Genomic DNA, 13,257 nt, shown 5'->3' on the forward strand with positions numbered 1-13,257 from the left:
TCAGGAGAGCTGGGTGGGAACCGGGCGGTTCCTGTCGAGTGAGGCGACGCCGCCCGGAGTGAGAGCCTCGGTGAAGAGCTGCACGTCGGCCACCTTGCCGTCGGTGTACTCCCCGTAGGCGCCCTTGGAGATCCGGCGCCCGATCTGCAGCGGTCCGGCCGCGTTCCAGAGCGTGCCGTCGTAGGCGGCGGTGTCGGCCAGGTCGCCGTTGACGTAGAGACGCAACTGCTGCGTGTCGGCGTCGAAGACCCCCACCAGATGGAACCACTTGTTGGCCTTCGGGCTCTGCGCCCCCGTGGTGGGGCCGTAGGCCGCGGTGAAGGTGGTTTCGGCGTCCGCGTGGGCACGGCCGAAGGCGAAGGCGTGGGCGCCGGCGGAGTAGTACAGCTGGAAGCCGTTGGCGCTGGTGCCGGACTGCGAGACGAAGGTGGAGTTCGCGGTCAGGCTGTCCAGGTTGGCCCAGGCCGAGACGGTGTAGCTGCGGCTGGTGTCGAGCACGGGACCCGAGGTGGCCGCGTAGCTGGTGCTGCCGTTGAGAGTGAGCGCACTGCCCCGTGCGGGGTCGGTGGTCACGGTGGCGCCGCCGCTCAGGGTGAGGCTGTTGGCGGGGCGGACGCTGTCCGCGGTGCCGTCCAGCTTCCACCAGTCTGCGGGCCGGTGGACGTGGCCGATGCTGATCGGGGCAGTGAACTGCGCCAGTCCGCCGTCGGCCGCGGCGCCGGGGTACTCGACCATCCGGCCGGAGCGAGAGGTGGCATAGAGCGCCGGGAAGCCGGTGCCCTGGACGTCGCCCGGGGAGCCGGCGGTCGGGTAGTCCTGTTCGCCGACTCCGACCGGGAGCACCGACTGCGCGGCGGGCAGCGCATTGCCGCTGGTGGCGGCCCACTTCTGGTCGGCGATGTTCATGCAGTCCCAGATGACGACCTGGGTACGCGGGTCACGGTCGCTCTTGGGGTCGGCGAGACAACGGCCGGACTGCGGGTTCTTGAGCGTGCCCGCGTACGGGCCGGGGACCCACTCCTGGGAACCGGTGTTGTTGCACTGGTAGAGCTGTACCAGGGTGCCGTTGTCGGTGCCGCCCTTCACGACGTCCAGGCACTTCCCCAGCACGTGCACGGTGTGGTCGGTGCCGAGAATGAAGTTCTGGGCGTCACTGCCGTTGCAGGTGTACATCTGCGCCGCGGTGCCGTTGGCGGTGCGGGAGCCGGCGATGTCCAGGCAGAGGTTCTTGTTGCTGGTGTCGAGCACGCCGGAGACCAGCGGCGCGTGCCGGGGGGCGGCCAGTTCGGCGGTCGGGACGCCCGCGGCGAAGGTCAGCGGGTAACTGCTGATCGCGCCGGTGGCGTTGTCGCGGGCCCACAGGGTCGGGACGCCGCCCACGCGGCCCGGGGCGAGCAGGGTGGTGTCGGACCAGTCACCGGTGCCGATCTTCACGCCCTGGCCGAGGTTGCAGCCGGCCTGGAAGGTGCCGGGGTAGTACCAGAGTTCCCCGTTGTCGACGGTGATCAGGTCGGGCACGTCCGCGAACTGGGCCAGCTTGCCGGGCGCCAGGATCTGCGTGACGTTGTTCCAGGTGCCGTCCGAGCCCTTGGCGGGGCAGGACTTGGAGTCCCGGATCGGGATGACGTTCTGGGTCAGGGTGAAGTGTCCGGCGCTGCCGCCGGGGGTGACGGCGTCGTTGGGGTAGAGGTACAGCTCGTGGGTCTTCTTGTCGAAGGCGAACAGGTCGTCCACGTTGCTGCCGGTGGCGGTGCCGCGGTGGGCGACCAGGTAGTTGTCCCAGCCGGTGCCGTCCGGGCTCTGCGCCTTGGCCGACATCGTGGTGGGCGGGGCGGCTGGGTCGGCGTTGCCGCGGACCAGGACCAGGTCGCCGTCGGTCGTGGGGGCGGCCAGGTCGGGGACGGCGTCGCCGTCGAGGTCCCCCGCGGTGACCTTGGTCTTCGGGTTCCAGGGGGCGAAGAAGCTGTACTGGGCCACCGTGCCCTGCGTGTTGCCCGCGTTGTCGACCGCCCGGACGAAGAGGGTGTGCGCGCCCCACTGTGCGGCACTCAGCACGACCGGGACCTCCGCGGTGGCGGTGCCGCCGCTGCCGGCCACCGCGTCCACCTTGGCGGCGCCGCTGCCGGGGATGTTCGCGTCCAGCGAGTACTCGAACCGGTCGATGCCGCTGCTGACGCAGCTGCCCCGGGTGCAGCCGGTGGGCGTGGGGTCGTTCGCGGTCACCTTGATCTTGACGCCCTCGTCACCGGCGTGGCCGGTGGGCGCCTGGTCCGCGCCGAGCGGAGGGAAGACCGCGGAGTCGGTGAAGGAGGGGATGCTCGGTGCGCTGAGGTCGATCTTGAAGTAGCAGTTCGGCGACCAGTCGCTCATCAGGGTGTCGTCGTCGGCCCTGACGTGCCAGCCGTACTGGTGGCCGTCCGCGACCTTGAAGCCGATGTTGACCCGGGTGGTGCCGCCGTCGCTGACCCAGCCGCTCGACGGCTTGCCCTTGCTGGTGGAGCCGCCGTCGTCGTCCGCGACCTTGGTGTCCCAGACCTCGTAGTGGGCGCGCAGGTTGACCCCGTGCATGTCGGTGTTGAGGTGCGCGTTCAGCGTGATGTCGGAGGTGTTGCCGGCGAGCCCCGACTGGCCGATCCAGCCGTCTGCCGCACCGTCGCAGCCGTTGCTCGCGGGGTTGATCGTGGCCGGGGTCGTGCCCAGACGGTCCGGCTCCGAGGGCGCGATGTCGAACACCGTGGTCAGATACGGGTTGGTGGCGAACCGCACGAAGTCGTAGTTGCTGGAGGACTTGGACTCGTTGCCCCACAGGCCGAAGGTCCAGCTGTCGTCCTTGCCCGCCAGTTTCTTGATCTGGCCGGTGACGTCGAAGTTGACGTCGTGGTCGCCGCAGTGCTGGCTCAAGTTGGAGCTCTTGACCTTCTGCGTACCACCGATGTAGCCGTCGCCCGCGAGCTTGGGCTGGTGGTCCCAGTCGGTGTTCTTGTTGATCCCCGACACCGTCGCGAGGCGCACGCCCGTCTCGTTGTCGCAGTCGAAGGAGGCGCCGTAGGTCGAGGTGAGGTGCACGACGGACTTGGAGATCACCATCGACTTGGTGAGGTTGCCGGTGTTGAGCTCGTAGTACGCCCGGTTGAGGCCGAAGCAGTTCCGCCAGTGCTCGTAGCCGACCCCCTCGCCATTGTCCTGCGCGTCGTCGTACGGGCTCTGTGAGGGGCAGCCCTCCTTGACGGTGATGAAGTGGCTCTTCTTGCTCGTGATCGGGCTGGTGTAGGGGTCGATGTAGACCGGCCAGACCGTGCCCTTGCCGCCGAGCAGGTCCGCGTCGGGGGTGAGGGTGAGCGCGCCCGGTTCCGCGGTGACGCCGATCGGCTTCACCTGTGCGGCGCTGCCCGGCTGTTCCGCGGTCGAGGTGGTCTCACCGGTGGCACCCGTCGACGCGGCGCCGGCCGCGCGGGCGGAGCGGCGGGCCGCGGTCTTCGGCACCGTAGTGGCGTCCGGTGCGCCGGACGAGTCCCACATGATCGGGGTGGGCGAGCTGAAGAGGTTGGTGCCGTCCGCCGCGGTGGCGCTCACCCGGCCGTCCCGGTCGGCGCTCACGGCCATGCCGTCGCTCGTCCCGGTGGTCAGCCGGAGTGAGGCGAGGGCGGGGTTGGCGGCGGCCTTGGCGTCGTGGACGATCAGGACCTCGTGGAAGCCACCCTGGTCGGTGGCGGTCACCTTGAGGTCGACGCCCGGCAGCACGTCGCTGTACTGCGCGCCGGCACCGCTGACGACCGGGGCCGGCAGGCGGAACGGGAGGGTGTACGACAGCCGGTGACCGGCGTCGTCGACGAGGGTGGCGAGCGGCCCGTCGCCGCCGCCGGACAAGGTCAGTGCCGACGGAGTGGCCTTGGTGGAGAACGTGCCGTCGGAGTTCCGGGTCAGGCCGGGGTCGACGTCCGTCCAGTCACCGTCCTTGCGGACGCGGGCGGGCTGCAGGTGTGTGGTGAGGGTGAAGGTGCCGTCCGCGTTGGCGACGGTCTCCGCGGTCTCAGTGGTCAACTGATCGACGGTGACCGGCTGTCCGGTTCTGGCCGCCTCGGCGCTGGCGGTCGCGAGCGGCGAGCCGTCCGCGCCGTCGGCAGCCGCCGACGCGGGCGGGCCTGCCGCCGCGACCGGGCCGACAGCGCCGAGCAGCAGGCCGGTGACGGCCGCCGACAGCGCCAGACGGCGTGTCAGATTGCGCGCCGGATGACTCCGGACGCGGGTGTACTCCCCCATGAATCGCCTTTCGAGGAGCGTGGGCGACGCCCCCGGCGCACCCCTGTGGTCCTTCTCACAGGGCGCGTCCCCCCGAGGGCCGTCGCGTGTCGGATTTGCGGCGCTTCTCCCCGCCTTGCCCTGCTGTGAAGGACTCATGAGGGACGTGTGTGGAGGCCGAGAACGTTGTGACCGCTGAGGAAGGGTATTGCTGCGTCCATGCCATGGCAATACGGTTCCGATCGGACCAGACGAGTCGTCAGCTGACCACTGATCAACTCGGCTTCTGGACACTTCTCATGGGGGATCACACATGCGCGCAAGACCGCGCGGAATTCAAGGTGCCCAAAAACGGGCATGGTTGCGGCGGGCGACAGTCTGGATCGCGACAACCGCCGCCTTCTCGCTGGCTGTTCAGCCAGCCATCGCCGATGTCGTAGTCGGCGGTTACCAGTACAAGGACGAAGTGTGGGCGGCGGATCCGCTGCCCGAACAGCCGATGGTCCCGGGGCACCCCGCGGACAGCCCCGGCCTCGAACAACCCACCCCGCCGCCCGGCGCCCGCAAGCTCGCCCGGCACGAGGTGAAGACCCCGAAGTGGCCCGCCGGCGCCACCGCGACCGTCGACCTCGGCAAGGCGCACCAGGTACGCGGCCGGTCCGCGGCCGCCGCAGGCGGCACCGTGAAGGCCGCCTCGCTGCCCGTCTCGCTGTCGCCCGCCGCGCCGTCCGCGATCGGCGGCCGCGCCCGCGCACTCGTCGGCCGCAGCGCCCCGGTGGACCCGGCCGGCGCGGTACGGGTACAACTCGCGGGCCGTGGACAGGCGAAGAAGGCCGGCGTCGACGGACTGCTGGTCGGCCTGTCACGCGCCGACCACCGCACCGGCGCCGGCGGCGTGTCCGTCTCGCTGGACTACGGCGCCGTCGCGCAGGCCTACGGCGGTGGTTGGGCCTCCCGGCTGCGCCTGGTGGCGATGCCCGCCTGCGCCCTGACAACGCCTCAACTCGCCGCCTGCCGCACTCGCACACCGCTGGAGTCGGTCAACGACCCGCGGTCCCGGAAGGTGACCGGCACCCTCGCGGTGCCCGCCGGTACCGGCGCCAAGCCGACCGGCAGGCGCGCCGCTCCCTCCGCCCGCGCCGCCGTGGCCTCCTCCGGTATGGCGGTCGCTGCGGTGTCGGGCAGCAGCGGTTCGCAGGGCAACTTCGGCGCCACCTCGCTGTCGGCCTCGGGCGCCTGGTCCTCCTCGGCCTCGGGTGCCTTCACGTACAACTACCCGATCACGGTGCCGCCCTCCCTCGGCGGTGAGGCGCCCAACGTCGGCCTGTCCTACGACTCGCAGTCGGTGGACGGCGAGACCTCGGCGCGCAACTCCCAGTCCTCCTGGGTCGGCGACGGCTGGTCCTACAGCCCCGGGTTCATCGAGCGCTCGTACAAGAGCTGCAAGGACCAGGGCATCAAGGACTCCGGCGACGAGTGCTGGGGCGGCTGGAACGCCACCATCCAACTGGGCACCCACAACGGCCAGTTGGTGCGCGACTCGGACGGCGAGTACCACCTCCAGGCCGACGACGGCACCCGGATCCAGCGGCTCACGGGAGCGTCCAACGGCCTGTGGGACGGCGAGTACTTCAAGGTCACCACGACCGACGGCACCGCCTACTACCTGGGCCTGAACCACGCCCCCGGCACGACCGACGACGACGCGACGAACAGCGCCTGGGGCGTGCCGATCTACCACCCGAAGTCGGGCGACCCCTGCCACGACTCGGACAAGGGCGACGACTCCCAGTGCGACAAGCCGGTCGGCTACCGGTTCAACCTCGACTTCGTCGTCGACCCGCACGGCAACGTGCAGCGCTACGACTGGGCGACCGAGTCCAACTACTACAACATGGGCTACGGCCAGGTCGCCGAGGACGACAAGGGTGGCAAGATCACCAAGTACGTCCGCGGCGGCCACCTGACCCAGGTCTCGTACGGCTACCAGCTGGCCGATGCCAAGGCGGGCCGTGAACCGGCCGCCAAGGTGGTCTTCCGCACCGCGCAGCGCTGCACCACCTCCGACACGGTCTGCAAGGCGGACAACCTCTCCTCCAAGACCGCGAAGGACTGGCCGGACACCCCGTACGACCTGCACTGCGAGTCCGACTGGAAGAACAAGGTCAAGGACGACGACACCGACGGCGTCTGCCTGATCAGCGGCCCGACCTTCTGGTCGACGTACCGGCTCAAGGGCATCGACACCTCGGTGCGCACCGCCTCCGGCTGGCAGGACGTCGACAGCTACGACCTCAAGCACGTGTTCTCGGACGCGGGCGGCACCTACGACCCGGTCACCGGAAACACCCAGGACCCGAAGAGCACCGGCTCGCTGCAGTCGGTGATGTGGCTGTCCTCCATCGTCCACACCGGCAAGGACACCTCGGCCGGCGGCGACAAGCCGATCACCCTCGACCCGATCACGTTCGTCGGCATCGAGATGGACAACCGCGTGGACGGTCTGACCCCGGCCGCCCCGCCGCTGTTCCACCCGCGGATCTCCAGCGTGCAGACCGAGACCGGCGAGTCGGTCGCCGTCACCTACCGCGCGCCGGAGTGCTCCCGCGAGAAGAAGCACATGCCGGACTCGGCCGACAGCAACACGATGGCCTGCTTCCCGGTGTTCTGGAACACGCCCGGCGGCGTCGAGCCCATCGAGGACTGGTTCCACAAGACGCTGGTCGCCCAGGTCACCGACAGCGACCGCACCAAGGCGGGCTCCCCCGCCAAGGTCACCAACTACACCTACAGCGGCGGCGCGGCCTGGCACCGCGACGACTCCGACCTGACCGACGACAAGCACCGGACCTGGAACGACTTCCGGGGCTTCCGCACCGTCACCACCACCACCGGCGCGGCGCCGGACCCGATCACCCAGAACACCGTCTCCTACCTCCAGGGTATGGACGGCGACTACAAGTCCGACGGGTCCAGGCGCAGCGTCAAGGTCAAGAACGCCGTGGACGAGGAGATCACCGACAGCCCCTGGCTGGCCGGCACCCCCTACCAGGCCCTGAACTACACCAAGGCCGGCGGCACCGTCGTGGGCCGCACCCTGACCGACCCGCCCACCTCCAAGGTCACCGCCTCCCGGGACCGCACGGCGTGGACGTCCGAGGACCCCAAGCCCGACAAGCTCTCCACCCTGCCGGACATGACGGCGCGCCGGATCACGGCGACCTCGTCCCGCACGATGGGGCTGCTCTCCGACGGCACCTGGCGGACCACCCGCTCCGGCACCACCTTCGACGACAAGGGCCGGACCTGGAAGGTCCACGACGAGGGCGACATCTCCAAGCCCGCACAGGAGACCTGCACCACCACGTCCTACGCCGACGCGCCGTCCGACAACCCGATGATGCTGGTCTATCCCAAGGAGACCATCAGCGTCGCCGGGCCCTGCGGTACCGCCCCCGGCAAGGACACCACCCTCTCCGACAAGCGCATCTTCTACGACGGGGACGGCTCGGTCGACAAGGTCGGCACCCTCGGCAAGCTCGGCCAGAACGGCGACTCGCTCGGCCTGGTGACCGCGACCCAGTCGGTCACCTCGTACGACGCGAGTGGCGACCCGAAGTTCCAGACGCTCGGCGGAATGTCGTACGACAAGTACGGCCGGGTCGTCGCGAACACGGACGCGGCGGGCAACACGACGACCTCGTCGTACGAGCCCGATGCGGGCATCCTGCCCACCAACCTGTCCACGACGAACCCGCTGAAGTGGACGGCCACCAGCACGGTCTCACCGGGCCGCGGCTCGGTCACCCACGCGGTGGACGTCAACAAGCAGGCCACCGACGCGACCTACGACGCGCTCGGGCGGCGGGAGAAGGTCTGGGGCGCCGGGCGCGACAAGGACAGCCAGAGCCCGAACCGGATCTACAGCTACGACGTCCACGGCGCGGGCGACAACCCCACCCCCTCCTCGGTGACGTCCAAGAGCCTGCGTGAGGACGGCTCCTACAGCACATCCGTCACCATCTACGACGGCACGCTGCAGCCCCGCCAGACGCAGTCGACCCCCGCGGACAACTCGGCCGGACGACTGGTCTCCTCCACCTACTACGACTCGCACGGCTGGAACGTCTCCGCCATCGCGGCGTACTCCGATCAGGATCACGCCCCGAGCAGCACGATGTGGGCGGAGACCAACCGCACCGGCCCGTCGGTGACGCGCACGTCGTACGACGGGCAGGGCCGGCCGGTCACCACCTCGACGGCGTCGTTCGCCAGCACCCTGTTCCAGTCGTCGGTGGACTACCAGGGCGTCGACCGGGTCGACAGCACCCCGCCGCAGGGCGGCAAGGCCACCACGTCCTACACCGACGCGCTCGGCCGCACCACGTCCACGGTGGTGCGCGACACCACGCCGGACCGCAAGCTCACCGGCGGCGGCAAACTGGCCTCGGGCACCTCGCTGGTCTCCGCCGGTGTCCGGCTGACCATGCAGGCCGACGGCAACCTGGTGCTGACCTCGCTCGTCGGCGACAAGCTGCTGTGGTCGTCCAACACGGCCGGCAAGCCGGGCGCGTACGCCGTCATGCAGGCCGACGGCAACTTCGCGGTCATGGACGCCACCGGCAAGACCACCCTGTGGTCCAGCAAGACGTCGGGCCACACCGGCGGCTATCTGAAGGTGCAGGCCGACGACAACGTCGCGGTGTACGACGCGTCGAACACCGTGCTCTGGTCGACCGGGACCGCCGGCAAGGCGGCGACGGCGGACATCACCACGCACTTCACGTACACGCCCGGCGGACAGGTCGACACGGTCAAGGACTCGGTGGGCAACACCTGGTCCTACGACTACGACTTGCAGGGCCGCGTGGTCTCCCAGACCGACCCCGACTCCGGCACCTCCACCGCCCACTACGACGACATGGGGCGGCCGGACCGCACCACCGACGCCCGCAAACAGACCCTGTCCTTCACCTACGACCTGCTCGGCCGCCGGAAGGCCGAGTACTCGGGCGACGGCACGACCGATCCGTCCAAGCTGCTGGCGGAGTGGACCTACGACGAACTGGGCAAGGGCCTGCCTGTCGCGTCCACCCGGTACGTCGGCGGCAAGAACGGCAGCGCCTACGTCCAGCGGATCGACTCGTACAACTCGATGGGCCGGCCGACCAGTACCTCCACGGTGATCCCGGACTCCGAGGGCGCCCTGGCGGGTACTTACACCGCCAAGGCCAGCTACACCGAGACGGTCGGTCTGCTGGCGGCGACCACGTACGGCGCCGACGGCGGTCTGCCGACCGAGACCGTCGGCTACGGCTACAACCTCCAGGGCGGCCTGGTCAGCATGGGCTCGCCCAGCCGACCGTACGTCGCCACCGTCAACTACAGCCCGCTCGGGCAGGTTCTGCAGACAACCGTCGGCACCCCGTCGAAGCAGCTGCGCACCGCGCAGACCTACGACCAGGCGACCGGCCGGCTGGCCACCAACCGGGTCAGCCTGCAGACGAACACCGCCAACCCGATCTCGGACACCACCTACGGCTACGACCAGTCCGGCAACATCACCGCGGTCTCCGACATCCGCTCAAGCGGCGGCACGGACCGGACCGCCGACACCCAGTGCTTCGCCTACGACGCGCAGGACCGGCTGACCACAGCCTGGACGGACACCAAGGGCCTCACCAAGGCCACCGCTGGCCAACTCGCGCGGTGCGCCACGTCGACCCCATCCCCCGCCACCATCGGCGGACCGGCCCCGTACTGGACGGACTGGCAGTTCAACCAGCTCGGTGACCGCACCCAGCAGGTCGCGCACGACGTGACCGGCAACGCGGCCAAGGACACCACGCAGACGTTCGCCTACCCGGGCGCCGGCACTGCACCCGCCAAGCGGCCCAACGCGGTGTCCACCGTCACCACCCGCAACCCCACCACCGGCACCTCCGTGCTGACCCCGGAGTACGACGACGCGGGCAACACCAAGACCCGGACCACCACCGGAGCCCGCCCGGGCAGTCAGGGGATCGAGTACAACGAGGAGGGCCAGACCTCCGCCACCACCACCGACGGCAAGAAGACCGGCTACCTCTACGACGCCGACGGCCAGTTGCTGATCCAGCGCGGACCGGGCAGCAACACGCTCTACCTCTTCGGCGGCAACGAGCAGCTCAGCCTCGACACCGCCACCAAGTCCGTCACCGGACTGCGCTACTACTGCGCCCCCGACGGCACGGTGACGGTCCGCTCCAGCAAGGGCGGGATCAGCTACCAGCCGACCACTCCGCAGGGCACCGCCCAACTGCAGGTGGACGGCGCCACGCTGGCCATCACGCGGCGCGCCTTCGACCCGTACGGCAACCCGCGCGGCCCCGCGCCGTCCGGGTGGGCCGACAACCACGGCTACCTGGGCCAGCCGGCCGACGCCACCTCCGGTCTGAACCTCCTCGGAGCACGGAACTACGACCCGGTCACCGGCCGCTTCCTGTCGGTCGACCCGGTCTTCGAGAGCGATGACCCGAACCAGATGGGCGGCTACGGCTACGCGGCCGGCAACCCCGTCTCGGGCAGCGACCCCAACGGCCTGGCCTGGTACTCGGACTGGGGCGGCGCGGTCGGCAACTTCTTCTGCGGCGTGGGCGACAGCTTCGTCGGCGACCCATGGCAGTGGAGCGTCAACAAACTCTCCGACGGCTGGAACGGGTTCGCCGGCATCGTCAACGGCGACAACCAGTGGTTCAACGGCTGGACGGGCTATTCCAACGAGACCCCGTTCCAGCTCGGCCACACCGGTTACGTCGACGACCACCCGCTGGCCAACCTCTTCGGCGTCGACACCGGGTCGACCTCCTACGTGGCCGGCCAGTGGACCGGCGTGGTCGGCACCTTCGCCGCCGACGGCTACGGCGCCTACAAAGCGGTCAGCAGCGGAATCAAGGCCGTCAAGGCGGTCAAGCTCGCGATGTCGGAGGGCGAGGACCTCGTCGGAGCGGTCAAGAGACTGCTCTCCGGTGACCTGCCGACCACCACGACCGCCGACCCGGCCCCCACCACCCCGAAGAACGGTGACGCGCCGTCGACGCCGAAGGCGGGCACCGGCAAGGGCGGCAAGGAGCCGGGCGGCAGCGGGAAGGCGGCCGACGACCGCGGCAGCGGAGCGTCGTCCCGGCGCACCGGGCGAAAGGACGCCAACGACCAGCCTCTGGAAGTGAAGGGGCGTGACCAGAAGAATGTCGGCGTCGAGGACAAGGGTCCCGAGAGTGTGACCACCGGCCGCCGTGCCGATGGGCTGCCGGTGTACTCGGGGCACGGCACCTACGGCCGCAACACGAGCAACTTCATGGTGCCCCAGGGGACCAGACTGCACTTCTACGTCCGGCACGGCAGGACGCTCGACGACCCGGCGGGACGGGCGGTGGAACGGGGGATAGACGCACCGGACGTGATCGAGAGCTTCGGCCCCGGTGACATCCTCCCCGACTACATCCTCAGTCCTCCGACCAACCTGAACATCCTGAGCGGGAGCAGAACCGTCACACGTCCGACAGGAATCAGCGCACTGATCAAACAGGGCATGGGTGATGTACACATGGCCATGTGCCGTCAGTTCGACCCAATGCAGATATGACCTGACCGACCGATCGGGCGTCGCGGCGAACGCTGCCACGCGGCTTCGCCGCGGCGCCCGGCCTCACCCGAGATTGGACACATGACCTACTACGCGGATTTTTCGCTCTACGACTTCATCGAACACGAAAAGCCCGAGGGCCTCACCATCGGCTGGCTGGAGGACGGCTACGACTACGCCGTCGACGAGGTCTCCGAGGAAGACCTCGCGAACATCATCGATCTCGGTTCGCTGCGGCAACACGCGAGCAGGGGTTATCACACCTGCACGCTCTGCCCCGAGTACACCGAACACAGGGCGACCTCCGCACGGGCGGGGAGCACCTACCGGCTCGGCCATGCCGAGATCAGGGCCGTTTCGGACGACGGAGTGCTTTACGTCGCCCCGAACCTGATCATCCACTACATCGTCGACCACCTCTACGGACCGCCCGCCGAGTTCATCGACGCCGTCCGGTCCGAAGTCCGAAGGCGCTGGCCGGATGAGGCCTGACCGAGACTGTCGAGTGGGTTCAGAGAGATAGTTGGCACTTCGGTGCAACGCAGGTGAGAAGGCGTGTCGTCTCAGCCACGCCAGTGGTCATGACATCACTGCCTGACGGCAGCGTTGATGGCGTTGCGAATGGCCAAGTCCAGGCGCGCTCGCCCGTCAGCTCGAAGTAGAACCTGGCACTACCAGGCTGCTCCCGGAGCACACCGGCAAGGATCTGAGCTGGACATCAGCGCATTCGACGATTATGGCTGGTCGACTGCCGCTCAATTCCTGGTGGGCTGAGGTCATGGGTGAGGGAGAGAAGATGTTTCCGTATGAACTTGTGCGGCTGAGCGACCTTGAGAACGAAGTCGTCATCACTGTCCTCTCACCTATGGGCTCCCCTTACTGGGAGGCGCGGATCGAGGTGACCAGCACGTTCGTCAAAGGGGGAACGCTGCTGGTGCTGTCCCCCGCGAAGCTCGATTCCTGGGCGAAGGCACTGGACGAGCTCAAGCGGGGACAGGACGTCGTCTGGATGGAGATGGACCGGGGCCCTACCATCAGCATTCAGCTCGACGGGGAGCGAGACTGCCCGGAGGTCGTCGTGGACGACGAGTCACTGTCCATGGTGACCGTCCGCATCCCGATCGCTCTTGAGGAGGGATGGATCGACGACCAACTGACCCGCCTCAGGCGATTCAACGAGCAGATGTGAACTCGGGTTCGCAGTGCACGGCGCTCTCGGATGGCGTACTTCGGTCCCGAGGGCGGCGAGGAGGAAGCCGAGGGCTTGGGCCAGATGATGTGGCGCCAGATTTCCGGCAGCGGCTGATACCTTGCCGGACCGCCGCGTGACTGCGCGTCAGTGAGCTGAATCGCCTAACGGGTCGGGCGCGGGGGGGTCGCCACCCACCCCCGGC

The 13,257-nt window shown here is 69.2% G+C and carries 4 protein-coding genes; 3 read left to right on the forward strand and 1 reads right to left on the reverse strand.

The genetic code is table 11. The features are described 5' to 3' along the window. Positions 1–4,260 carry a LamG-like jellyroll fold domain-containing protein gene (locus ACWGKT_RS33225; RefSeq protein ID WP_453276568.1) on the reverse strand — a complete coding sequence of 1,420 codons (4,260 nt, stop codon included), beginning with the start codon at positions 4,258–4,260 and terminating at the stop codon, positions 1–3. Between the two features lie 340 nt (positions 4,261–4,600). On the opposite strand from ACWGKT_RS33225, the gene ACWGKT_RS33230 reads away from it, so the two are divergent. The 3 genes from ACWGKT_RS33230 (at position 4,601) to ACWGKT_RS33240 (ending at position 13,052) form a co-directional block, all read left to right on the forward strand. Beyond that, positions 4,601–11,863, forward strand: a complete 7,263-nt coding sequence (locus ACWGKT_RS33230; RefSeq protein ID WP_453276569.1) for a putative adhesin — start codon at positions 4,601–4,603, stop codon at positions 11,861–11,863. An 81-nt stretch (positions 11,864–11,944) separates the two neighbouring features. After that, positions 11,945–12,355 carry a DUF7919 family protein gene (locus ACWGKT_RS33235; RefSeq protein WP_453276570.1) on the forward strand — a complete coding sequence of 137 codons (411 nt, stop codon included), beginning with the start codon at positions 11,945–11,947 and terminating at the stop codon, positions 12,353–12,355. 286 nt (positions 12,356–12,641) lie between these two features. Continuing rightward, entirely contained in the window at positions 12,642–13,052 is a 411-nt protein-coding gene (locus ACWGKT_RS33240; RefSeq protein WP_453276571.1) for a DUF5959 family protein, read from the forward strand. Positions 13,053–13,257: the final 205 nt, after the last annotated feature.

It is taken from the genome of Streptomyces sp. NPDC054794, assembly GCF_053611585.1.

What these genes read in the sequence shown, in the direction of transcription:
- ACWGKT_RS33225 (WP_453276568.1), bottom strand. Translation starts at nt 4,260, where the DNA reads ATGGGGGAGTACACCCGCGTCCGGAGTCATCCGGCGCGCAATCTGACA.
- ACWGKT_RS33235 (WP_453276570.1), top strand. Translation starts at nt 11,945, where the DNA reads ATGACCTACTACGCGGATTTTTCGCTCTACGACTTCATCGAACACGAA.
- ACWGKT_RS33240 (WP_453276571.1), top strand. Translation starts at nt 12,642, where the DNA reads ATGGGTGAGGGAGAGAAGATGTTTCCGTATGAACTTGTGCGGCTGAGC.